The sequence below is a fragment of the Streptomyces sp. NBC_01016 genome, from assembly GCF_026341035.1.
Lineage (GTDB): Bacteria > Actinomycetota > Actinomycetes > Streptomycetales > Streptomycetaceae > Streptomyces.
In genome coordinates this window covers 3,311,006-3,332,898 of the sequence record NZ_JAPEOQ010000001.1, presented here as the reverse complement: position 1 = coordinate 3,332,898, position 21,893 = coordinate 3,311,006, and the positions used below count along the sequence as shown (strand labels likewise).

The following is a 21,893-nucleotide window of genomic DNA, read 5'->3' as shown; positions in this document are numbered from 1 at the left end:
GACCGGCGCCACTGTCGTCCACGATTCGAGACGATCTCGTCCAGATTACGGACGATGGTGGACCGGGCCCAAAGTCCCGTGACACGCTTTCGTCATGTCTACAGCTGGAACCGCCTTGGTGAGTCGACGTCACGTCGACTTCGGCCGCATGTCCAGCGCCATCTGTCCGGCGCGCTGATCTCTCCAGCACCGCCGATTCCTCGTTACACCTGATCCACTGCGCACCGCCGCGCCTCAGCGCGAAGTGTGCTGGTCAGAGCCGCCCTAAGCCTGCCTGAAGGAAAATCTCCATGGCTGCCACCCCGGATACGCCTACCCCCGTCACGCCCCGCCGCAAGGTGAGCCGTCACCGTGGCGAGGGCCAGTGGGCCGTGGGTCACTTCACTCCGCTCAACGGCAACGAGCAGTTCAAGAAGGACGACGACGGTCTCAATGTACGGACACGTATTGAGACGATCTACTCCAAGCGCGGTTTCGACTCCATCGACCCCCAGGACCTGCGCGGACGCATGCGCTGGTGGGGTCTGTACACCCAGCGCAAGCCCGGCATCGACGGCGGCAAGACGGCCGTCCTGGAGCCGGAGGAGCTGGACGACGAGTACTTCATGCTGCGGGTGCGCGTGGACGGCGGCCGGCTGACCGTGCCGCAGCTGCGCGCGATCGGCGAGGTCTCCGAGCAGTACGCGCGCGGCACCGCCGACATCACCGACCGGCAGAACATCCAGCTGCACTGGATCCGCATCGAGGACGTCCCGGCGATCTGGGACAAGCTGGAGGCCGTGGGCCTGTCCACGACCGAGGCCTGCGGCGACTGCCCGCGCGTGATCATCGGCTCCCCTGTGGCCGGGATCGCCGCCGACGAGATCATCGACGGCACCCCCGCCGTGGACGAGATCCACGAGCGGTACATCGGCAACAAGGAATTCTCCAACCTGCCGCGCAAGTTCAAGACCGCGATCTCCGGCTCTCCTGTCCAGGATGTGGTCCACGAGATCAATGACGTGGCCTTCGTGGGCGTGAACCACCCCGAGCACGGGCCCGGCTTCGACCTGTGGGTCGGCGGCGGCCTGTCCACCAACCCCAAGCTCGCGCAGCGCCTCGGCGCGTGGGTGCCGCTGGACGAGGTCTCCGACGTGTGGGCCGGCGTCGTCGGCATCTTCCGTGACTACGGCTACCGCCGCCTGCGCACCCGCGCCCGCCTGAAGTTCCTGATGGCCGACTGGGGCCCGGAGAAGTTCCGCCAGGTCCTTGAGGACGAGTACCTGAAGCGGAAGCTGGTCGACGGTCCCGCGCCCGAGGAGCCCTCGCACCGGTGGCGCGACCACATCGGCGTCCACCGCCAGCAGGACGGCCGCTTCTACGTCGGGTTCGCGCCGCGCGTCGGCCGGGTGGACGGCACCACGCTCACCAAGATCGCCGAACTGGCCGGTGCGCACGGCTCGGACCGGCTGCGGACCACCGTCGAGCAGAAGATGATCATCCTCGATGTCACCGAGGACCAGATCGACTCACTCGTCGCCGGGCTCGAGGCCCTTGACTTCCAGGTCAAGCCCTCGCCGTTCCGGCGCGGCACGATGGCCTGCACCGGCATCGAGTTCTGCAAGCTCGCCATCGTCGAGACCAAGGCCCGCGGCTCGCAGCTGATCGACGAGCTGGAGAAGCGCCTCCCGGACTTCGACGAGCCGCTCACCATCAACCTCAACGGCTGCCCGAACGCCTGCGCCCGCATCCAGGTCGCGGACATCGGTCTCAAGGGCCAGCTGATGCTCAACAAGGACGGCGAGCAGGTCGAGGGCTACCAGGTGCACCTCGGCGGCGCGCTCGGCCTGGAGGCCGGGTTCGGCCGCAAGGTGCGCGGCCTGAAGGTCACGTCGGCCGAACTGCCCGACTACATCGAGCGCGTGGTCAGGAACTTCGAGGCGGAGCGCGAGGACGGCGAGCGCTTCGCGACCTGGGCCGCCCGTGCGAGTGCGGAGGCCCTGTCGTGAGCGAGCGCGCGGCCCCGTTCTTCTGCCCCTACTGCGGCGACGAGGACCTTCGTCCGAGCGAAGAAGGTCACGGCGCCTGGGAATGCGCGGCCTGCAACCGAGCCTTCACGTTGAAGTTCCGCGGGCTTCTCGCCCGCGGGGTTCAGCGCAACGACGGTGGAGGGGAACAGATATGACGACGACTCAGGTCGCCTCGGATACCGAAGAGTTGAACAACGAAGACGTGAAGGCGCTCGCCGAACAGGCCGGGCGCGACCTGGAGGACGCCACCCCGCTGGAGATCCTCCAGTGGGCGGTGAAGACCTTCGGCAAGAAGTTCTGCGTGACCTCGTCCATGGAGGACGCGGTCGTCGCCCACCTCGCCTCCCGCGCGATGCCCGGCGTCGACGTCGTCTTCCTCGACACCGGCTACCACTTCGAGGAGACGATCGGCACGCGGGACGCCGTCGAGGCCGTGATGGACGTCAACGTCATCACCCTCACCCCGCGGCAGACGGTCGCCGAGCAGGACGCCGAGTTCGGCCCGAAGCTGCACGACCGCGACCCCGACCTGTGCTGCGCGATGCGCAAGGTCAAGCCCCTGGAAGAGGGACTTGCCGGGTACTCCGCGTGGGCCACGGGCCTGCGCCGCGACGAGTCCCCGACCCGCGCCAACACCCCGGTCGTCGGCTGGGACGAGAAGCGCCGGAAGGTCAAGGTCTCGCCGATCGCCCGCTGGACGCAGGACGACGTCGACACCTACGTCGCCGAGCACGGCGTGCTCACCAACCCGCTCCTGATGGACGGCTACGGCTCCGTGGGCTGCGCCCCGTGCACCCGCCGCCTCCTGGAGGGCGAGGACGCACGCGCCGGACGGTGGGCGGGCCAGGCCAAGACCGAGTGCGGACTGCACGGCTGACCGGGCCTGAACTCATGAACGAAACACGGACTTTGGAGAACCAAGTGACCGGAGCCACCATCTGGCTCACGGGTCTGCCGTCCGCCGGCAAGACCACCATCGCGTACGAGCTGGCGAACACGCTGCGCGCCGAGGGCCGCAAGGTCGAGGTGCTGGACGGCGACGAGATCCGCGAGTACCTCTCGGCGGGCCTCGGCTTCAGCCGGGAGGACCGGCACACGAACGTCCAGCGCATCGGCTACCTCGCCGAACTCCTCGCCCGTAACGGCGTGTTGGCGCTCGTCCCGGTCATCGCGCCCTACGCGGACAGCCGCGAGGCCGTCCGCAAGCGCCACCAGACCGGCGGCACCGGGTACCTGGAGGTGCACGTGGCCACGCCCGTGGACGTGTGCTCCGTACGCGATGTGAAGGGCCTGTACGCCAAGCAGGCGGCAGGTGAGCTGTCAGGCCTTACCGGCGTCGACGACCCGTACGAGGCACCCGAATCGCCCGACCTGCGCATCGAGTCGCAGAACCAGACCGTGCAGGAGTCCGCGGCAGCGCTCCGTGCGCTGCTCACCGAGAGGGGTCTCGCCGCATGACGACCGTAGCTTCTTCCGTCTCCGAGGGCTCCGAGGAGACCGACAGCCCTTACGCGCTGAGCCACTTGGACGCTCTTGAGTCCGAGGCGGTGCACATCTTCCGCGAGGTGGCGGGCGAGTTCGAGCGGCCGGTGATTCTCTTCTCCGGCGGCAAGGACTCCATCGTCATGCTGCACCTGGCGCTGAAGGCGTTCGCCCCGGCCGCGATCCCCTTCTCGCTCCTTCACGTGGACACCGGGCACAACTTCCCCGAGGTCATCGAGTACCGCGACCGCGCCGTCGAGAAGCACGGGCTGCGGCTGCACGTCGCGTCCGTGCAGGAGTACATCGACGCCGGCAAGCTGCGCGAGCGTCCGGACGGGACCCGTAACCCGCTCCAGACGGTGCCGCTGACCGAGAAGATCCAGCAGGAGAAGTTCGACGCCGTCTTCGGCGGCGGCCGCCGCGACGAGGAGAAGGCCCGCGCCAAGGAGCGCGTGTTCTCCCTGCGCGACGAGTTCTCCCAGTGGGACCCGCGCCGCCAGCGCCCCGAGCTGTGGCAGCTCTACAACGGCCGGCACGCGCCCGGCGAGCACGTCCGCGTGTTCCCGCTGTCCAACTGGACCGAGCTGGACGTGTGGCAGTACATCGCCCGCGAGAACATCGAACTGCCGCAGATCTACTACGCGCACGAGCGCCCGGTCTTCAAGCGCAGCGGCATGTGGCTGACCGCCGGCGACTGGGGCGGCCCGAAGGACGACGAGACGGTCGAGACGCGGCAGGTCCGCTACCGCACCGTCGGCGACATGTCCTGCACCGGCGCCGTCGACTCCGACGCCACGACCATCGACAAGGTCATCGCCGAGATCGCCGTGTCCCGGCTCACCGAGCGGGGCGCCACCCGCGCCGACGACAAGATGTCCGAGGCCGCGATGGAAGACCGCAAGCGCGAAGGGTACTTCTAGACATGAGCACCACCACCTCCGCCGCCGAAGAGCTGGCCGGGCTTTCGGCGACGACCCTGCTGCGGTTCGCCACGGCCGGCTCGGTCGACGACGGCAAGTCCACGCTCGTCGGCCGCCTGCTGCACGACTCCAAGTCGGTCCTGACCGACCAGCTGGAGGCCGTCGAGCTCGCGTCGCGTTCGCGCGGCGCCGCCGAGCCCGACCTGGCGCTCCTCACGGACGGCCTGCGCGCCGAGCGCGAGCAGGGCATCACGATCGATGTCGCGTACCGCTACTTCGCGACCCCGCGCCGCCGCTTCATCCTCGCGGACACGCCGGGCCACGTGCAGTACACGCGGAACATGGTGACCGGCGCCTCGACCGCCGATCTCGCCGTGGTTCTCGTCGACGCGCGCAACGGCGTCATCGAGCAGACCCGCCGGCACGCCGCCGTCGCCGCGCTGCTCCGTGTCCCGCACGTCGTCCTCGCCGTGAACAAGATGGACCTCGTCGACTACCAGGAGCAGGTCTTCGCGAAGATCGCCGAGGAATTCACCGCGTACGCCGGGCAGTTGGGCGTCCCGGAGATCACCGCCATCCCGATCTCGGCGCTCGCGGGCGACAACGTCGTGGAGCCGTCCGCCAACATGGACTGGTACGGCGGCCCGACGGTCCTGGAGCACCTGGAGACGGTGCCGGTCAGCCACGACCTCACCAGCTGCCACGCGCGCCTGCCCGTCCAGTACGTGATCCGCCCGCAGACCGCCGAGCACCCGGACTACCGGGGCTACGCGGGGCAGATCGCGGCCGGCACCTTCCGCGTCGGCGAGTCCGTCACCGTGCTGCCCTCGGGCCGCACGTCGAAGGTCACCGGAATCGACCTGCTGGGAACGGCAGTTGACGTCGCATGGACGCCGCAGTCGATCACCCTCCTCCTGGAGGACGACATCGACATCTCGCGCGGCGACCTGATCGTGCCGAGCCACGACGCGCCCGCCACCTCGCAGGACATCGAGGCGACGGTGTGCCACGTGGCCGACACCCCGCTCGTCGTCGGCCAGCGGGTGCTGCTCAAGCACACCACCCGTACGGTCAAGGCGATCGTCAAGGAGATCCCGTCGCGGCTCACGCTCGACGACCTCTCCCAGCACCCGGAGCCCGGGCAGCTCGTCGCCAACGACATCGGCCGGGTGAAGGTGCGGATCGCCGAGGCGCTCGCCATCGACTCGTACGCGGACTCGCGCCGGACGGGCTCGTTCCTGCTGGTCGATCCGTCGGACGGCACGACGCTCGCGGCGGGCATGGCCGGCGAGTCCTTCGCCTCGGCCGAGGACCCCAAGGCACTGGTGGACGAGGAGGGTTGGGACTTCTGAGTCCCGAGTCGGCATGAATCCGAGCGCCTGGCTGCCGAGCACGCTCCCCGGCTTCGTCTGGACGAGCGTCTCGCGCGGGCTGCCCGGTTTCCTGCTCGCCCTGGTGATCGGCACGCTGCTCGGGCTCGCCGTCTCCCGCATGCGGTTCGTGCGGGAGACGGTCGGCCCGGTCCTCTCGGGCCTGCGGTCGCTGCCGTCGGTGCTGTGGGTACCGGCCGTGGTGCTGTGGCTCGGCCTGAGCGCCCCGGTGATGTACGGGGTGATCCTGCTGGGCGCGGCCCCCGCGATCGCGGCCGGTGTCGGGTCCTCGCCGCCCGCCTACCTGGCGGGGCTCAAGCAGGGCTGGGCGTTCACGTGGCGCGCGCTGCTGGCGGCACAACTGATCGCCTCGGTGTCGGGCCTCGACCGGTTCCAGGGAAGCGGCCACGCCGCCTCGTCCGTGCCGATGATCCTCCTCGCCGTCCTCCTCATCCCGACCGTCGGCATCGCCGTCGACCTGTTGATCTTCAGCCCGTTGGAGCGGCGCGCACTGCGCGGCCGCGGACTCCTCGTCAAGAACTGAGCGAACGATGAGCCACTCCCCCGCCCTTCTCGTCATAGCCCACGGCAGCCGCGACCCGCGCCATGCCGCGACCGTGCACGCCCTCGTGGGCGAGGTCCGGGCGCAGAACCCCGGCGTGCGGGTGGAGACGGCGTTCCTGGAGTTCAACGTCCCTTCCGTGCATGGGGTGTTGGAGTCGCTCGCGGCGGACGGCGTACGCGACGTGGTCGCGCTGCCCCTCCTGCTGACCCGCGCCTTCCACGCGAAGACGGACATCCCCGCGGTGCTGCGCGAGGCGCCCCGCGGGATGCGCATCCACCAGGCCGAGGTCCTGGGCCCCGACCCGCTCCTGGTGTCGGCCCTCGAACGACGCCTGTACGAGGCGGGGTTGACCCCCGCCGACAAGCCCACGACCGGGGTCGTCCTGGCCTCGGCGGGCTCCTCCGACCCGGAGGCGATCGCAGTGATCGCTGAAATCGCGCGGGAGTGGCGGCACACCGGTTGGTGCGCCGTGCGGCCTGCGTTCGCCTCCGCATCTCTGCCGCGCACTGAGGACGCCGTGCGCGAACTTCGGGCCCTGGGCTGCGAGCGGGTGGCCGTCGCCCCCTACGTCCTCGCGCCGGGCCGCCTCCCGGACCGGATCGCGGCGGGCGCCGCGGACGCCGATGTCCTGGCCGATGTGCTGGGGCCCGCGCCGGAGGTGGCGCGGGTGCTGATGGACCGTTACGAGGCGTCCCTCGTAGGCGAATTGGTGGCAGTGAGCGCCTGAGCCGGGCTCACCCGCACAGCTGCTCCCCCAACTCGCTGCGCGCATACCGCACGCTCCGCCCACTGCGCGTACGCAGCAGAAGACCGGCGTCGTACAGGATCGACAGGTGCTGGCTGACCGCGCCCGGGGTGACGTCGAGGCGGTGGGCGAGTTCCGTCGTCGACGCGGGTTCCGCGAGCAGCCGCAGGATGCGGGCGCGGGCCGCGCCGAGCAGGCGGGTCAGGGCCTCGCTGGTCGCAGGGGGCGGGGCCTCGGAGATGGTGGCGCGGCCGCGGGCCGGGTAGCTGAGCAGCGGCGGAAGACCGGGGTCGATCATGGTGTGGGCGCCGTGGCAGAAGAGTGTGGGGACGAGGACGAGCCCGCGGCCCTCGATGGGGATGTCGGCCCCGGGCCAGGTGTGCAGGCTGTCGGTCTGTACGAGGGTGAGCACGTCGCCGTCCCAGGAAAGCCGCCGGTCGAGACTGGTGAACAGGCCGCCCACGCCCGCGTCCGCGAGCACCTTGCCGCGGTAGGTGAGGTCGGCCTCCAGGACGGACTGCACGCGGGGCCACCAGTCCGGGGCGAGGCACTCGTGCCAGTAGGCCTCCAGCGCGTCGGCGATGCGGTGGCGGAACGCGGCCGGGTCGGCGAGCCCCTCGCGCAGCACCTGCGGCAGACGGTCCGTCACCGTGTCGTAGGCGGCGGTGAATTCGGACTCCAGGGACTCGGGCGGCACGCCACGGATCCGGGCGAGCTGCCCGTCGAACGCGGGGCGCGGGCGCTCCGGGCGCGGGGTGAGGTAGTCCGGTAGCCACAGGTGCGGTGCGACGAGGGCGCCGAGCAGCTCGGTGTCGAGGCGCCGGAAGGCCGGGGCCAGGCGGCGCAGCCAGGGCCGCTGGTGCGGATAGCGGGCGGGGTCGCGCCAGCAGCGCAGCGAGTACACGGCCTCTTGGAGGGGCGAGTACGCGAAGGACGTACGGGCGAGATCGCCGACGACGAACCGGAACTCGATCACGACGCGCCCCCTCCCACCTTGACGACGAGCCGGAACTCGATCACGGCGTCGCCCTCCCACCACCCTTTAGCGCCACGCTAAAGAAATGTCGCGGCGCCCGGAACCCCGCTTCCCTGTGGGCATGACCACTTCACCACCCCGCTCCACCGGTCCCACCACGCGTTTCGCCGGAATGCTGCCGACCGTGCCGGTGCTGCGCCGGCTGTCGCTGCTCACGCTCCTCAACGCGTTCGGGCGCGGGCTCTTCTTCCCGGTCAGCGTCCTGTACTTCACACGGTTCGTGGGCCTGAGCGCGACCTCGGTGGGCGTGGGGCTCTCGGTGGCCGGGGTGTTCGGGCTCGCGGCGGGGGTGCCGGCCGGGCGGGCGTCGGACCGGTGGGGGCGGCGGCCGGTGCTGACCGGGCTGTGGGTCGGGTGCGGAGTGGGCCTCGTGGCGTACACGCTGATCGACTCGTACGCCTCGTTCCTGGTGACGGCGATCTGTTACGCCACGCTGAGCCAGGGCAGCATGGGCGTGCGCAACGCGCTGTACGCGGATGTGCTGCCCGCCGGGGAGCGTGTCGAGGGCCGGGCGCATCTGCGGATGGTCACCAATGCGGGCATGGGCGTGGGCGGCGCGTTCGGCGCGCTCGCGCTTCAGCTCGACAGCCGATCCGGCTACACGGCCCTGATCATCGTCGACGCGGCGGCCTTCGTCGGATCCGCGCTGATGGTGCACCGGCTCCCGGGTGGTGCGGGGCGACGGCCGCTGACCGACACCCCGGCGGAGAGCCGGTGGCGGGCGGTGCGCGATCTGCCGTTCCTGGCGGTGACCTTCCTCAACGCCGTACTGGCCCTGCAATACACCCTGTTGGAGGTGGGCCTGCCGCTGTGGATCGCGCAGCACACCGAGGCGCCGACGTGGACGGCGGCGCTCGTCATGGTCCTCAACTGCGTGCTGGTGGCGCTGCTTCAGGTGCGGGCGACGCGTGGCGTGGAGGACCTGCCCGGTGCGGTGAAGGCGATGCGGCGCTCGGGGCTGCTGCTCGCGCTGTCCTGCGCGTTCTTCGCGTTCTCGGCGGGGGCCTCGCCGCTTTGGGCGCTGGGCATTCTGGTGGTCGGCGCGGTGGTGCAGGTGCTCGCCGAGGTGTTGCAGGCGGCGGGCGGCTGGACCGTCGGCTACGGCCTGGCGGACGCCCGGGCGCAGGGCGTCTACCAGGGCGTGTTCAACTCCGGTCAGGCCGCGGCGACGATGGCCGCGCCCGCCCTCGTGACGGTCACCGCGATCCGGCACGGGACGGCGGGCTGGGCCGTGCTCGGGGTGCTGTTCGTGGTGGCGGGGCTCGGGGTGGGGCCCGCCGTGCGGTGGGCACGGCGGGACTCCCAGTGGCGCGGCGAGTGAGCCCGGCCCCCGTCAGCGCGGGTCGCGGCCGCTGAGGGCGAGGGCCTTCGCGTACACCGATGCGTCGTCCGCCACGTCGACGGGCGCGGCGAAGCCCTCGTACTGGCGGTACAGCTCGGCGTTCGCCTCCACCACCTGGAGGAGCAGGGCCGCCGCGCCGTCCGAGACGCGGAACTCCTGCCCGGTGGCGGTGGCCACGTCCCAGCCGTGCAGGACGAGTTCGGCCCACAGCAGGGCGGCGACCTCGGGTGCGGGCTGCTTGGCAAAGCCGAGGTCGACCTCGCCCTCCCAGACGGCCGGTTCGGCCCAGGCGGCGACCGCCCGGTCGAGGTCGGCGGCGTAGGTCGCCGCCCAGCCCTCGTCGGCCGTGAGGTCGCGCGAGGTCAGCTCCTCGGGCAACTGGGTGCGCAGCGCCCGGTGTTCCATGCCGTGCGAGGTGTACACGGTCCAGTGGTTCACGAGCGTCCGCACGTCCCAGTCGCCGCAGCCCGAGGCCGCGTCGAGCCGGTCGGGCTTGACGCCGGCCGCGACGCGCACGGCTTCGGCGGCGCTCTCGGTGAGGTACGGGTACACGGTGTCCATGCGGAGTTCGTTCATGCCGCTGACGCTACGGCGACCGGTACCCGCTCCTCTTGAACAAACGCGACAGACCTAGGACTCGCGGTGCGCGTCCACCGCCGCGACGAGGTCCGCCACGCTCGTCTCCCCGGCCGAACGCCCTTCCCGCGCCGCCTCGTTGGCGAGTTCCTGGAGGACGTCGTTGACCGGTGTCGGTACGCCGTGCAGGCGGCCGAGCAGGGCGATCTCGCCGTTGAGGTAGTCGGCCTCGATGCTGCCCGCGCCGCGCTGGAGGGACTGCCAGGAGGAGCCGCCGCCGCGCGGGGCGCCGTCGAAGGGCTCGAAGCGGATCTTGTCGGCGCGGGCGGCCTTCTCCTCGTCCTGGCTCGCGTACGCGACACCGGCGGCGTCGAGCACCGCCTCGCCCTCGGCACGGGCGCGGCGGAACAGGGCGAGGGCCTCGTCGCTGGTGAGCACGCCGGACACCGCCTCGATCGCATTGGCGAGGTTGGCGAGGAGCTTGGCGTACTTCCAGCGCATGACGTCGTCGACGACGGGCGCTTCGAGGAGCCCCTTCTCCAGGTCGGCGGAGATCGCCCGCACTGTCCCGTCGCTTCCCGACGGGTAGCGGCCGAGGTGCAGCATGCCGGAGATCGGGGCGCCCGGGGCGCGGACGACGCCCGGCTCGACGAACGTGGCGGGCAGCCACACGCACATCCCGTACACGCGCTGGAAGGTGCGCAGGGCGAGCCGCTCGCTCTCCACCCCGTTCTGCGCGCAGACGAGGGGCAGCCGCCCGGCCGCCGTGCCGCCGCCCTCGACGGGGCGCGGTCCCCACGCGGCGAGCGCCGCCGCGCTGTCCTGCGTCTTCACGGCGAGGATCAGCACGTCGTCGGCGCGCAGCGCCCCGAGCGCCTCCGGGCCGTCCACGACCGGGAGTTGATGGGTGTGCGGCCCGTCGGGCGTCTCGACGCGCAGGCCCTTGTCGCGCAGCGCCTCGTACTGCCTGCCGCGTGCGACGAGCACGACGTCACCGTGCCCCGCCTGCGCGAGCCGCCCACCGATGACGCCGCCGACCGCTCCTGCTCCGATGATTATGTAGCGCATACACCGACCTTTTCACGGACGCGCTCACCGTGGGGCCGTGAGCTCCACGAGCTTCGTCACCGTGTTCCAGTTGCGGCTGGTCGCGATCAGACCCTTGTTGAGCGCAGGACGGGACAGCTGGGCCCCCAGCTTCGAGACGCCGAGGCCCTGGGGCGCGTAGAGGTAGAGGGCGCGGTCGCCGATGCGGAAGTCCTCGGGGGCGTACGCGGCCGGGTCCACGGCGGCGAACCGTTCGGCGGTCACGACCTGCGAGAAGTACGTGACGTGCAGCTGCTTGGCCTCCAGTTCGGCGGCCGGGAACGGGCAGTCCGCCATGACCGCCTTCAGATAGGTGTGGCGGCGCACGAGGACGTCGACGGTGAAGCCGAACTCGCCCTCGATCGCCGTGCCGATCGCAGCCGCGAGCGCCTCCTCGTCGCCGCCGTCGGGCGCGGTGAAGGCGACGTTGCCGCTCTGGAGGTAGGTGCGTACGTCGGTGAGGCCGAGGCCCTCGATCAGCGGCCGCAGCCCGGCCATCGGCACCTTCTTGTTGCCGCCCACATTGATGCCGCGCAGCAGCGCGGCGCAGCCCTCGGCCTTCGTCGTCCCCTGAGTCATGCGCACACGATAAGGCGGCCGCCGTTCCCCGTGGGGGTGGGCACGGCGGCCGCCGGTCATCGAGCCGAAACGTTTACTCGACGACCTTCAGGAGCTTGTTCGCGGTGCCGTCGGACGCGTTCTTGATGGCGTCCGGGGTGGCCCCGTCGGTGAGCGCCTTGGCGACGTCGGCCGGGGCGGCGTCCTTGTGTCCGGCCAGGTAGACGGCTGCCGCGCCGACGACGTGCGGGGTCGCCATCGACGTACCGGAGATGGTGTTGGTGGCGTCGTCACCCGTGTTCCAGTCGGACGTGATGTCCGATCCAGGCGCGTAGATGTCGACGACGGAGCCGTAGTTGGAGAAGTCCGACTGCTCGTCGTCCTTCGTGGAGGAGGCGACCGTGATGGCCTCCGGGACCCGGGCGGGGCTGGACTGCGCGGCGTCCGCCGACTCGTTGCCCGCCGCCACCGCGTAGGTGACACCGGAGTCGATGGACTTCTTGACCGCCGCGTCGAGCGCCTCGTCCACGCCGCCGCCGAGCGACATGTTGGCGACGGAGGGGCCCTGGTGGTTCTCGGTCACCCAGTCGATGCCCGCCACGACCTGCTCGGTGGTGCCGGAGCCCTGGTCGTCGAGGACACGGACGGCGACGATCTTCGCCTTCTTGGCGACACCGTGCGCCTCACCGGCGATGGTGCCGGCGACGTGCGTGCCGTGCCCGTTGCCGTCGTCGGCGTTGTCGTCGTTGTCGATCGCGTCGAAGCCGGAGGAGGCGCGGCCACCGAAGTCCTTGTGGCTGACCCGGACCCCGGTGTCGATGACGTACGCGGTCGCGCCCTCGCCTGCGCTGTCCGGGTACGTGTACTTGCTGTCGCCCGCGGTCTCGGCCTGGTCGATGCGGTCCAGGCCCCACGACGGCGGGCTGTCCTGGGTGGCGTCGATGTGGAACTTCTTGTTCTGGACGACCTTCGACACGGAGCCGTCGGCCGCGAGGCGCTTGGCCTCGGTGTCCGAGAGGCCGCTCGCCGAGAAGCCGTTGACGGAGGAGCTGTAGTTGCGCTTCAGCGTGCCTCCGTACTCCTTGGCCAGGTCCTTCTTGGCGGAGGCGCCCGCCTTCTGGTCGAGCAGCACGATGTAGCTGCCGGACACGGCGCCCTTGGCGTCCTGCCCGTAGACCTTGCCCTCGACGGGGGCCGCGGTGGCGGAGAAGCCGCCGAACATGGTGACGCCCACTGCTGTCGCCGCCGTGGCTATGGCCGCGGTGAGCTTCATCGTGCGCGCATGCTGGTTTGTTGCCATGAAGAGGGATCTCCTCAGTGGTGTGTGGGGGGAATGCCAGCGCCCCAGGACGAACCATCGCGAAGGTTGTCAAACTCCGGAAGATGTCCGGGGGTTGAGACGAAACCCTGACCGATTGACGCGATCAGATCAAGACCTACATGAACCTGTGACGTGCTCAACAAGGTTTCGTAATAACAAATCGGACGGTTGCGGAGATTCGGATCAAGGTCGGACCAAGACCGGTCCAGGGTTCGCCGGTTCATCCCCCGACGGCTCAACCCCCAATAGATGTAGGGGACTCGGGTCATCCTCCGCGGGGACCCCCACCTCCCGGACCTCACCGAACAGCACGACGAACGGGGCTTATCCCGCCCATACCTTCGAATTCGGAGGTGACCTGATGGCCAGGAACGGGGAACAGCGGGACCGCCGGGTGCGCGGGGTCGCGGCGCGGGCCGGCGGCTGGAGCGCCCGGCACCGGTGGGCGGCGGTGGGGATCTGGGTGCTGTTCGTCGTGGTGGCGATGGGCCTGGGGTCCGTCGCGGGACGCGTGGACGTCTCGGAGGACGACCAGCTCAAGGGGGAGACCAGCCAGGCCGCGCGCATCATCGACGACGCGGGCGTCGACGAACCGGCGGGCGAGACCGTGCTCGTGCAGAGCAAGGACGGTCAACTGCGGGCGACCGCACCCGAGTTCAAGGCGGCGGTCGCCGACGTGGTGCGGGCCGTCGAGGGCACGGGCAAGGTGACCGCCGTGCGTTCGCCGTACGCCGCCGACGCCCGGACGATCTCCAAGGACGGCCGCACCGCGCTCGTCCAGTTCGACATGCGGGGCGACCCCGACACCGCGGCCGACCGGGTCGAGCCGGTCCAGAAGGCCGTCGCGGGCGTCGCCGGCGACCATGACGCGCTGCGGATCGAGGAGATCGGCGCCGCGAGCATGAACAAGACCTTCGACGACGCGTTCGGCGAGGACTTCCAGCGCGCCGAGTACTCGGCCGTGCCGGTCGCGCTCGGCATCCTGCTGATCGCGTTCGGCGCGCTCGTCGCGGCGCTGCTCCCGGTGGCGCTCGCCGTCACGGCGATCATGGCGACGATGGGCCTGATGGGCATCGTCAGCCATCTGCAGCCGATGAGCGAGACCGCCAACTCGGTGATGCTGCTCGTCGGCCTGGCGGTCGGCGTCGACTACTGCCTGTTCTATGTGCGGCGCGAGCGCGAGGAACGGATGAAGGGGCACGACCCGCAGACGGCACTGCGCGTCGCGGCGGCCACCAGCGGCCGGGCGATCATCGTCTCCGGGGTCACGGTGTGCGTGGCGATGGCGGGCATGCTGTTCACCGGGCTCGCCGAGTTCCAGGCGATGGGCCTCGCCTCGCTGATGGTGGTGGCGGTCGCGATGGTGGGATCCGTGACCGTGCTTCCGGCGCTGCTCTCGCTGCTCGGGGAGCGGGTGGAGAAGGGGCGGATCCCGTTCCTGCACCCGACGAAGCGGCGCAACGGGAGCAAGGCCAATGGGGAGGGTGGCAGCCGCTTCTGGAGCCGGGTGCTGACCGTCGTACTGGCGCGGCCCGCCGTCTCCGTCGCCGTCGCGGTCGTCGCGCTGCTCGCGATCGCCGCGCCCGCGCTCGGCATGAAGACCCAGAACCTCACCGTGGACCAGGAGTTCGGCGACTCGCTGCCGATCGTGGCGACGTACGACCGGGTCAACGCGGCGTTCCCCGGCGGCTCGGATCCGGCCGAGGTGGTCGTGAAGGCCGACGACATCAACTCCGCCGATGCGCGCGCCGCACTCGCCGACTTCCGCGCGCAGGCCGTGAGCTCGGGCGCCTCGCGCGGCCCTGTCGAGGTCACCGTGCACCGGGACCAGAACGTGGCGATCATCGACGTACCGCTCGTGGGCGGGTCCGATCAGGACAAGGCAGAGAAGAGCCTGGCGCTGCTGCGCGACGAGGTGCGGCCCGCCACGTTCGGCGAGGTCGACGGCGCAGAGGCGCCGATCACCGGACAGGTCGCGGGGTCGAAGGACTTCAACGACCAGATCGTCGGTTCCGTCGTCCCCGTCTTCGCGTTCGTCGTCACGTTCGCGTTCCTGCTGATGCTGCTCTCGTTCCGCTCACTGACGGTCGCGATCACATCGATCGTGCTCAACCTGCTGTCGGTGGGCGCCGCTTACGGGGTCCTCGTCGCCATCTTCCAGCACGGCTGGGGCGCCTCACTGGTCGGCGCGGAGGGAGTGGGCGCCATCATCGCGTGGCTGCCGCTGTTCCTGTTCGTGATCCTGTTCGGCCTGTCGATGGACTACCACGTGTTCGTGGTGTCCCGGATCAAGGAGGCGCGCCTTCAGGGGCGTACGAACCTCGACGCGATCCGGCACGGCGTCGTCACCACCGCGGGCGTGGTCACCAGCGCGGCCGTCATCATGGTCGCCGTGTTCAGCATCTTCGGGACGCTGTCCATGCAGTCGATGAAGCAGATGGGCGTGGGCCTCGCGGCCGCGATCCTGATCGACGCGACCGTCATCCGCGGTGTGCTGCTCCCGGCCGTGATGGCGCTGCTCGGGGAACGCAACTGGTATCTGCCGAAGTGGCTGCACCGGATGCCGGACCTGACGCACGACGAGGCGGGCATGGAGCCCGCCCCGGTCCCGCACGAGGGCGGCGAGGAGGTGCGCGTCTGACGGCGCGCACCGGATCCTCGAACCCACGGCCTGTTCACCGCTCGCGTCACGCGACGGTGGACAGGCCCTTTTCGTGCTCTTCGTCGAAGGCGTCCTTTTCGGCGACGTTCTTTTCCTCGGCGTCGATCTGCGCGGCGTCCTTCTCGGCGGCATCCTGCTCGAAGGCCGCCAGCGTGCGGCCGAAGTCGCGCGTGGACAGCAACAGCTTGTAGACGATGGCGAGTTCGAAGACGAGCAGCAGCGCGCCGGCCACGACGGTCGCGCCGATCACCTGGTCGAGCAGCGGGCCGACGATGAAGACGGCCATCTGGAACTCGATGCCGCTGATCAGGTGCGTACGGATGCGGTGGCGCAGCATGAAGGACCGGAAACGCAGATAGCCCGGGAAACGGCTGCGGAACTCCTGGTGCAGGTCGACGACCTTGGGGCGCGGCGCCGGCTCCACGGCCTCCGCCTGCGTATCGCCCTCGACGTGCTCGTCGTGCTCTACGTTCTCGGCGTGCTCGGCGTTGGCCGCGCCGTGCAGGTCCTGCTCGATGTCCGCGGACGGGTTGGCCCGCAGCAGGTCCTCCATGAAGGCGACGTCGTCCGCGTTCTGCGCGCGACGGGCCGCACGCATGCGGGACTTGATCTGCTTGCGCATCGTGTGCCGGGTCTTGAAGATCTCCAGCGAGTTGATGTAGCGCAGCCCGTCGAGGAAGACGACGACCACGGCGAGCCATACGTAGATCAGGTCGCCGGTGCGCTGGAACTGGCCGCCCATCAGCGCCACGGCACAGGCCATCACGCGGACGCGGTCGAAGATGTAGTCGAGCCAGGCGCCGAACACGGAGCCCTGCCCGGTCAGCCGGGCGACCTTGCCGTCCATGCAGTCGAGCACAAAGCTCAGGTGGTAGATCAGCGCTCCGGCGATCAGCCAGCGCCAGTCCCCCATCGCGAAACAGCCGGCCGCGCCGAGCCCCAGGATCAGGGCGCCCCAAGTGATCTGGTTCGGGGTGATGCGCGTCCAGCGCGCCGTGACCCGTACGAGAGGTGTGGCGATCGGGTCGACGAGCAGCACGGTCCACCACGCGTCGCGCTTTTTCTGGGTGATGCGCCGCACTTCGGGCAACGACGGTATGTCTCGGGGCATGAGGCGCGCCAGCTTCCTTTGTTCAAAAGTAGGTTCACCTCACGGTAAGAATCCGTTCTCGACAAGTTCAAGAACGTAAGTACGCAACCTTTTCTTGAGGTTATTGGTCGTACGTCACAGCGAGTCAATTTCGTTATCCGTTTGGCACACGCTTCGCACGGAACAGTGGAACCGTTCCGTGCGAAATCGCGTCTACCCCACCCCGATGCCAAGGGCTGCCATCAGGGACTGATATCAGGAGCTGGCATCAGGAGCTGACATCAGGGGCGCAGTTCGGCCTCGATGAGGTCGGCCGCCTGCCGCGTTCCGCCCTCGCCCGCCATGTCCTGCTGAATGACGGCAAGACGGCGCGCCACTTCCGGGTCGTCGACCAGCGCGAGGACTGCCTCGCGGAGCGTCTCCGCGTTCGCCTCCTCCATGGGTACGTGTCGGGCGACGCCCAAGCCCTGGAGCATGTCGGCGTTGCCGAACTGGTCGACGGCCTGCGGCACGGCGACCATCGGCGTCGCCGTGGCCAGGCCTTCCTGGCTGCCACCCGCGCCGGCGTGCGTGATGAAGGCGTCGGCCTTCTTGAGGATCGCCAGCTGCGGCACCCACTGCCGCACCTCTACGTTGCCGGGGACCGCCCCGAGGTCCTCGGCGGTGACATGCTTGCCGACCTGGAGCACGACATGCCAGCCCGGCAGATCGCCGAACGCCTTCACGCACTCCCGGTAGAACTCGGGCTGCTTGGTGAACGACGAGCCGAGCGACAAGAGCAGTACGCGCTCGGCGTCGGCGGGGCGTTCCCACTCGCCCTGCGCGGACCGGTCGCCCTGACAGGCACCGACGAAGGTGTTCTTCTTCTCGTCGACCCGGTCGGCATTCGGCTGGAGCGCCTTCGGAATGAGGACGAGGGTGCGGTCGTAGCGGCCCCAGAATTCGTCGGCGGTCTTCGGTACGCCGGACTCCTTGAGCCACGCGTCGAACTTCTCGTAGTAGGCCTTGCCGCGCGGAGTCTTGCGGGGCTCCTCCCACATCGGCTTCGCGACCTCGTCCTCGTATCCCTCCCAGGCGACGAGGTTCGGCGAGAGCGTCACGGCGGGCACGCCCCAGCGGTGGGCGAGGACGCCTGCCGGGTAGGAGGTGATGTCGTGGATGACGAGGTCGGGGACGCCTACGCCCTCGACCTCACCGTTCCCTTCATAGGCCTCGATGAGCTGGGGCAGCGTCTGGATCGCGTCGTTCAGGAACGGCTCCACGTTGTCGAGCAGCGTGGTCCCCCACGCCGCCGGGTCGTCGTCGGGGCCGGGGAGCGTGGTGCGGTAGAGGACCGGCTCGGCGCCGGTCTCGGCGATCTTCTCCTCGAACAGGTGCGGGATCGCGTACGTGACGCGGTGCCCACGGGCGACGAGCTCCCGGATCACTTCGAGACTCGGGTTCACGTGCCCGTGGGCGGCGATGGAGAACATGGCGATGTGGGCACGTTTGCCGTGGCTCGGGTTCGTCATGATCCGACTGTAAGCGAGACGAGACGTCTCGTGCAACTGGTTTGCGGGTGTTTCCTGTCGGCCGGCAATCGTCCGAGGTCAGCATCGGCGTCGCCCTGCGCTCGATACGGAGCACGCCCGCGTCGACCCGTGGGGCCGGGCGGAACGCGGTGCGCGGCACCCGGCCGAGCAGCCGCCACTCGAAGTGCGGCCAGGTGAGGACGGTGCGGCGGGTCCAACTCCCGTAGTCACCCGTGCGTTTGCGGGCGTACTCGAGCTGGGTGAGCAGCACGGCGCGGGTCAGCGCGTCGGCGCGCAGCCCTGAATCTGGCGGGTCGCCGAAACGGCCATCATGGCTGCGCTGCACATGCCCCACATGCAGGTGGAGCGCCCCCGGCCCGTCCACCGAATTTCCGGTGCGAGACTGGCCTCGTACCAGGTGAGACGCGGGGATGCAGGAGGCAGGGCATGGACGAGGCACGGGCACGGGAAGTGCTGGCGCAGGCGGATGTCGTGGACGGCACCGCCGCCACGGCGGAGCTGCTCGCGCTCGGCGAGAACGCGGTGTTCGGCGTCGGCGACCTCGTCGTCAAGGTCGGGCGCAGCATCGAGCACGGCGGCGCCGAACTCCTCGACCGGGCCCGCCGCGAACTGGCCATCGCCTCCTACCTCGCCGGACACGACGTCCCCGCGGTGCGCGCCGCGAAGGACGAGGCGCTCGTCGTGGACGGGCACCCGGTGACCGTGTGGCACCGGATCCCGGCGGCCGTCCGCCCGGCCGAGCCGCGTGATCTGGCGGAGCTGCTCAAGCTGGTGCACGCGTTGCCGACGCCGACCGGTTTCGAGCTGCCGCGGCGGGAGCTGCTCGGCGGGGTCGAGCGCTGGCTGCGGCTCGCGGGCGACGCGATCGACCCGGCCGACGCGGACTATCTGCGCGAGCGGCGGGACGGGTTCGCGGCGGCCGCCGCGGCGCTGACCCCGCAGCTGCCGCCCGGGCCGATCCACGGTGACGCCCTGCCCCGCAATGTGCACATCGGGCCCGAGGGACCCGTCCTCGTCGATCTCGAGACGTTCTCCTCCGATCTGCGGGAGCACGATCTCGTCGTCATGGCCCTGTCGCGCGACCGGTACGGGCTGCCGGCCGACGCGTACGACGGGTTCGTGTCCGCGTATGGGTGGGATGTGCGGGAGTGGGAGGGGTGCGCGGTGCTGCGCGGGGCGCGGGAGACGGCGTCCTGTGCGTGGGTTTCGCAGCACGCGCCGTCCAACCCGAAGGCGTTGGCGGAGTTTCGGCGGCGGGTCGCTTCGCTGCGGGACGGGGATCCTGCGGTGCGGTGGTATCCGTTCTGAGGTCGTCGTGCCTGCAGCAGGCTCGGGGGCTTCGCCCCCGGACCCCCACTCCTCAATCGCCGGAGGGGCTCGATATGGGGATCTGACGCATCGGCCACACCGTGTCGATCACCGCGTCCGGATTGCCCTTCCTGCGAAGGAAGTTCTGGAAGTCGGCCGCCGACTCCGCGAACCACTCCACCTGTCTGCGATGCAGCTCGGCCACCCCGAGCTGCGCGACCTTCGCGTGCCGCTCGCCTATCGCGCGGGCGAGCAGCGCCGCGGCCAGGGCGTCCGCCGAGGCGTCGTGTGCGGCATCGAGCGGGACCCCGTACTCGGTGCAGACCGCTTCGAGGTTGCGCTTGCCCCGCCGGTAGCGGTCGACGGTCCGGTCGATCGTGTACGGGTCGACGACCGGTCCCGGCTCCACCCCCGCGAGGCGCTCGCGCAGGGACGGCAGCCCGTGCCTGGCGAGCTCGGCGGAGAGCAGGGTGAGGTCGAACGTCGCGTTGTACGCGACCACGGGGACGCCCGTGCGCCAGTAGCCCACCAGGATCTCGGCGAGGGCGTCGGCGACCCGGTCGGCCGGCTCGCCCTCGGCTGCCGCCCGCTCGTTGGTGACACCGTGCACCGCGATCGCCTCGTCCGGGATCCGCACTCCGGGGTCGGCCAGCCATTGCCGGTGCCCGAGGACCGCGCCGTCCTTCACCTCTATGACGGCGGCGGTGACGATGCGCGCCTCGCGCGGATCGGTACCGGTCGTCTCCAGGTCGAAGCCGATCATCAGCTCGCGGTGCCAGCCCATGGCAGCCCCCTTCTTCGTGGTGCGTTCCCCCGATGACCAACACCATCGCACGCCCCACTGACAATCAGGCCGGGCACCCGTCGGAGCCCGGCCTGATCCGAACGACAGGCCCTACGAGACCGGCCGCGCGTCCGCCCAGGCCTGCTCGAATTCGTCGCGGTACGTCACGAAAAGGCCGTTCTCCCCTGTGTCCGTCGACGCGCTCGCCTTGACGATGCGTCCCCCGCCGCGCAGCACGAGGACCGGCGCCTCCATCCCCCGCGTCCTGCGCAGATAGGACTGGACGACCGCGATGCCGTCCGATCCGTCGCCGTCGACGAGGTAGGCGTTGAAGCGCGGCGTCTCGTCGAAGACGCGGATCTCGAAGGCATCGGGGTCCTTGAGGCGGGCCCGCACCCGGCGCATGTGCAGGATGTTCATCTCGACGGAGCGGCTCAACTCGCCCCGCTTGATGCCCAGTTCCCGTTCGCGCCGTTTGACCGCGCTGGACGCCGGGTTGAGGAAGAGGAGCCGTATGCGGCAGCCCGACTCGGCGAGGCGGACCAGGCGGCGTCCCGAGAAGTTCTGCGCGAGCAGGTTGAGGCCTATCCCGATGGCGTCCAGGCGCCGCGCCCCGCCGAAGAGGTCCTCGGCAGGGAACTGGCGCAGCAGCCTGACCCGGTCGGAGTGCACCCCCACCACGTCCGCGTACCGGTCGCCGACCAGTTCCTCGACGGCGTCGACGGGCAGTCGGCGGGCCGAGGGCACGTCGGAGCCGGCGCCGAGTATGTCCAGGAGGCGGGAGGAGGCGCGCTCGGCCTGGGCGAGGACCGTCTCCGAGAGGGCGCGGTTGCGGGAGACCACGTTGCGCGTGACCTCCAGCTCGTCCAGGGCGAGCTCGACGTCGCGGCGGTCGTCGAAGTACGGCTCGAAGCACGGCCAGTGCTGCACCATCAGCTCGCGCAGCTGCGGCAGGGTCAGGAACGACAGCACGTTGTCGTCGGCCGGGTCGAGGAGATAGCCCTTGCGGCGGCTGACCTCGCGCACGGCGACGGCCCGCTGCACCCACTCCTGCCCGGCGGGCCCCGCTGCCGCGACCACCCAGTCCTCGCCGTGCACGGGCGCGTAGACGGGGCGGAGCACGGCGGCGACGACGGCGCGCAGCCGCTGCTCCACCAGGTTCAGCCAGATGTAGGCCCGCCCCGCGCGTTGCGCGCGCGTACGGACCTCGCTCCAGGCGTCGGCGCCCCAGTCCAGTTCCGGACCGATCTGGGACGCGACGTCCATGGGCCTGGCCAGCGACACCGCTCCGGGCGGGATCTCCGTGGAGGCTGCCTCCTGGCTGTCCTGGCCCTCGTGACCGTCGTCACCAGGGGGCAGCTCCAGCCCTCCCGAGCTCACCCGCTCCGCACCGCCTTCCGCTCCCCCGAGCTTGTCGAACCCGAACTTGTAGACCCCATCCCCCAGCAACGATCAAGGAAGGGTACTCCGGGAGCGGGTGGCGATGCAGCCGGATGCGGCCGCCGGT

General features: G+C 70.4%; 19 protein-coding genes and 2 pseudogenes. 11 read left to right on the top strand and 10 right to left on the bottom strand.

Annotation, left to right across the window (positions count from 1 at the left end):
• The first annotated feature begins 290 nt into the window (after window positions 1–290).
• The 8 genes and pseudogenes from OG746_RS15355 to OG746_RS15320 all read left to right on the top strand — a co-directional run bounded on the left by OG746_RS15355 (window position 291) and on the right by OG746_RS15320 (window position 7,073).
• Window positions 291–1,988 (top strand): nitrite/sulfite reductase, encoded by a 1,698-nt coding sequence (locus OG746_RS15355; protein WP_266715154.1) that lies wholly within the window; start codon window positions 291–293, stop codon window positions 1,986–1,988.
• Window positions 1,985–2,164: a hypothetical protein gene (locus OG746_RS15350; RefSeq protein WP_266715153.1), complete on the top strand. Its 180-nt coding sequence runs from the start codon at window positions 1,985–1,987 to the stop codon at window positions 2,162–2,164. The genes OG746_RS15355 and OG746_RS15350 overlap by 4 nt, the downstream gene beginning before the upstream one ends.
• Window positions 2,161–2,886, top strand: coding sequence for a phosphoadenylyl-sulfate reductase (locus OG746_RS15345; protein ID WP_266715152.1), 726 nt, complete (start codon window positions 2,161–2,163; stop codon window positions 2,884–2,886). The genes OG746_RS15350 and OG746_RS15345 overlap by 4 nt, the downstream gene beginning before the upstream one ends.
• A gap of 14 nt (window positions 2,887–2,900) precedes the next feature.
• The gene (gene cysC, locus OG746_RS15340) at window positions 2,901–3,467 is read left to right on the top strand and encodes an adenylyl-sulfate kinase (protein ID WP_266715151.1); all 567 of its coding nucleotides are present in this window, start codon (window positions 2,901–2,903) and stop codon (window positions 3,465–3,467) included.
• Window positions 3,464–4,411 carry a sulfate adenylyltransferase subunit CysD gene (cysD, locus tag OG746_RS15335; RefSeq protein WP_266715150.1) on the top strand — a complete coding sequence of 316 codons (948 nt, stop codon included), beginning with the start codon at window positions 3,464–3,466 and terminating at the stop codon, window positions 4,409–4,411. The genes cysC and cysD overlap by 4 nt, the downstream gene beginning before the upstream one ends.
• 2 nt (window positions 4,412–4,413) lie before the next feature.
• On the top strand, window positions 4,414–5,763 hold the full coding sequence (cysN, locus tag OG746_RS15330) for a sulfate adenylyltransferase subunit CysN (RefSeq protein ID WP_266715149.1): 1,350 nt from the start codon (window positions 4,414–4,416) through the stop codon (window positions 5,761–5,763).
• Between the two features lie 22 nt (window positions 5,764–5,785).
• A pseudogene (locus OG746_RS15325) lies at window positions 5,786–6,325 on the top strand (ABC transporter permease); the annotation flags it as partial.
• Between the two features lie 7 nt (window positions 6,326–6,332).
• Complete coding sequence (locus OG746_RS15320) at window positions 6,333–7,073, top strand: sirohydrochlorin chelatase (RefSeq protein WP_266715148.1); 741 nt, start codon at window positions 6,333–6,335, stop codon at window positions 7,071–7,073.
• 7 nt (window positions 7,074–7,080) lie between these two features.
• Here OG746_RS15320 and OG746_RS15315 read toward each other — a convergent pair whose 3' ends face one another.
• Window positions 7,081–8,067, bottom strand: coding sequence for an ArsR/SmtB family transcription factor (locus OG746_RS15315; protein WP_266715147.1), 987 nt, complete (start codon window positions 8,065–8,067; stop codon window positions 7,081–7,083).
• Between the two features lie 121 nt (window positions 8,068–8,188).
• Here OG746_RS15315 and OG746_RS15310 point away from each other — a divergent pair, with 121 nt between their 5' ends.
• A complete protein-coding gene (locus OG746_RS15310; protein WP_266715146.1) occupies window positions 8,189–9,448 on the top strand; it encodes an MFS transporter in 1,260 nt (419 codons plus the stop codon).
• Between the two features lie 12 nt (window positions 9,449–9,460).
• Here the strand turns inward: OG746_RS15310 and OG746_RS15305 are convergent, their stop codons facing one another.
• The 4 genes from OG746_RS15305 to OG746_RS15290 form a co-directional block, all read right to left on the bottom strand.
• A complete protein-coding gene (locus tag OG746_RS15305; protein WP_266715145.1) occupies window positions 9,461–10,045 on the bottom strand; it encodes a TIGR03086 family metal-binding protein in 585 nt (194 codons plus the stop codon).
• Window positions 10,046–10,099: 54 nt separating this feature from the next.
• The gene (locus OG746_RS15300) at window positions 10,100–11,113 is read right to left on the bottom strand and encodes a ketopantoate reductase family protein (protein ID WP_266715144.1); all 1,014 of its coding nucleotides are present in this window, start codon (window positions 11,111–11,113) and stop codon (window positions 10,100–10,102) included.
• Window positions 11,114–11,137: 24 nt separating this feature from the next.
• Complete coding sequence (locus tag OG746_RS15295) at window positions 11,138–11,710, bottom strand: DUF1697 domain-containing protein (RefSeq protein ID WP_266715143.1); 573 nt, start codon at window positions 11,708–11,710, stop codon at window positions 11,138–11,140.
• A gap of 73 nt (window positions 11,711–11,783) precedes the next feature.
• The gene (locus OG746_RS15290; protein WP_266715142.1) at window positions 11,784–12,989 is read right to left on the bottom strand and encodes a S8 family peptidase; all 1,206 of its coding nucleotides are present in this window, start codon (window positions 12,987–12,989) and stop codon (window positions 11,784–11,786) included.
• Window positions 12,990–13,371: 382 nt separating this feature from the next.
• On the opposite strand from OG746_RS15290, the gene OG746_RS15285 reads away from it, so the two are divergent.
• Window positions 13,372–15,651, top strand: coding sequence for an MMPL family transporter (locus OG746_RS15285; protein WP_266715141.1), 2,280 nt, complete (start codon window positions 13,372–13,374; stop codon window positions 15,649–15,651).
• Between the two features lie 46 nt (window positions 15,652–15,697).
• Here OG746_RS15285 and OG746_RS15280 read toward each other — a convergent pair whose 3' ends face one another.
• The 3 genes and pseudogenes from OG746_RS15280 to OG746_RS15270 form a co-directional block, all read right to left on the bottom strand.
• Window positions 15,698–16,783 (bottom strand): CDP-alcohol phosphatidyltransferase family protein, encoded by a 1,086-nt coding sequence (locus OG746_RS15280; protein ID WP_266715140.1) that lies wholly within the window; start codon window positions 16,781–16,783, stop codon window positions 15,698–15,700.
• A 260-nt stretch (window positions 16,784–17,043) separates the two neighbouring features.
• On the bottom strand, window positions 17,044–18,273 hold the full coding sequence (gene mgt, locus OG746_RS15275) for a macrolide-inactivating glycosyltransferase (protein ID WP_266715139.1): 1,230 nt from the start codon (window positions 18,271–18,273) through the stop codon (window positions 17,044–17,046).
• 79 nt (window positions 18,274–18,352) lie between these two features.
• Window positions 18,353–18,571, bottom strand: a pseudogene (locus OG746_RS15270) (rRNA adenine N-6-methyltransferase family protein); the annotation flags it as partial.
• 149 nt (window positions 18,572–18,720) lie between these two features.
• Here OG746_RS15270 and OG746_RS15265 point away from each other — a divergent pair.
• Entirely contained in the window at window positions 18,721–19,602 is an 882-nt protein-coding gene (locus tag OG746_RS15265; RefSeq protein WP_266715138.1) for a phosphotransferase enzyme family protein, read from the top strand.
• Between the two features lie 52 nt (window positions 19,603–19,654).
• On the opposite strand, the gene OG746_RS15260 is transcribed toward OG746_RS15265, so the two are convergent.
• Together OG746_RS15260 and OG746_RS15255 are read right to left on the bottom strand one after the other, a co-directional pair.
• On the bottom strand, window positions 19,655–20,386 hold the full coding sequence (locus OG746_RS15260) for a 3'-5' exonuclease (RefSeq protein ID WP_266715137.1): 732 nt from the start codon (window positions 20,384–20,386) through the stop codon (window positions 19,655–19,657).
• A 111-nt stretch (window positions 20,387–20,497) separates the two neighbouring features.
• Window positions 20,498–21,766 carry a DUF5919 domain-containing protein gene (locus tag OG746_RS15255; RefSeq protein WP_266718970.1) on the bottom strand — a complete coding sequence of 423 codons (1,269 nt, stop codon included), beginning with the start codon at window positions 21,764–21,766 and terminating at the stop codon, window positions 20,498–20,500.
• Window positions 21,767–21,893 lie beyond the last annotated feature (127 nt).

What these genes read in the sequence shown, in the direction of transcription:
- OG746_RS15320 (WP_266715148.1), top strand. Translation starts at nt 6,333, where the DNA reads ATGAGCCACTCCCCCGCCCTTCTCGTCATAGCCCACGGCAGCCGCGAC.
- cysC (WP_266715151.1), top strand. Translation starts at nt 2,901, where the DNA reads ATGAACGAAACACGGACTTTGGAGAACCAAGTGACCGGAGCCACCATC.
- OG746_RS15345 (WP_266715152.1), top strand. Translation starts at nt 2,161, where the DNA reads ATGACGACGACTCAGGTCGCCTCGGATACCGAAGAGTTGAACAACGAA.
- OG746_RS15290 (WP_266715142.1), bottom strand. Translation starts at nt 12,989, where the DNA reads ATGGCAACAAACCAGCATGCGCGCACGATGAAGCTCACCGCGGCCATA.
- mgt (WP_266715139.1), bottom strand. Translation starts at nt 18,273, where the DNA reads ATGACGAACCCGAGCCACGGCAAACGTGCCCACATCGCCATGTTCTCC.
- OG746_RS15310 (WP_266715146.1), top strand. Translation starts at nt 8,189, where the DNA reads ATGACCACTTCACCACCCCGCTCCACCGGTCCCACCACGCGTTTCGCC.
- OG746_RS15280 (WP_266715140.1), bottom strand. Translation starts at nt 16,783, where the DNA reads ATGCCCCGAGACATACCGTCGTTGCCCGAAGTGCGGCGCATCACCCAG.
- OG746_RS15285 (WP_266715141.1), top strand. Translation starts at nt 13,372, where the DNA reads ATGGCCAGGAACGGGGAACAGCGGGACCGCCGGGTGCGCGGGGTCGCG.
- OG746_RS15260 (WP_266715137.1), bottom strand. Translation starts at nt 20,386, where the DNA reads ATGGGCTGGCACCGCGAGCTGATGATCGGCTTCGACCTGGAGACGACC.
- OG746_RS15305 (WP_266715145.1), bottom strand. Translation starts at nt 10,045, where the DNA reads ATGAACGAACTCCGCATGGACACCGTGTACCCGTACCTCACCGAGAGC.
- OG746_RS15265 (WP_266715138.1), top strand. Translation starts at nt 18,721, where the DNA reads ATGGACGAGGCACGGGCACGGGAAGTGCTGGCGCAGGCGGATGTCGTG.
- OG746_RS15300 (WP_266715144.1), bottom strand. Translation starts at nt 11,113, where the DNA reads ATGCGCTACATAATCATCGGAGCAGGAGCGGTCGGCGGCGTCATCGGT.
- cysD (WP_266715150.1), top strand. Translation starts at nt 3,464, where the DNA reads ATGACGACCGTAGCTTCTTCCGTCTCCGAGGGCTCCGAGGAGACCGAC.
- OG746_RS15355 (WP_266715154.1), top strand. Translation starts at nt 291, where the DNA reads ATGGCTGCCACCCCGGATACGCCTACCCCCGTCACGCCCCGCCGCAAG.
- OG746_RS15295 (WP_266715143.1), bottom strand. Translation starts at nt 11,710, where the DNA reads ATGACTCAGGGGACGACGAAGGCCGAGGGCTGCGCCGCGCTGCTGCGC.
- cysN (WP_266715149.1), top strand. Translation starts at nt 4,414, where the DNA reads ATGAGCACCACCACCTCCGCCGCCGAAGAGCTGGCCGGGCTTTCGGCG.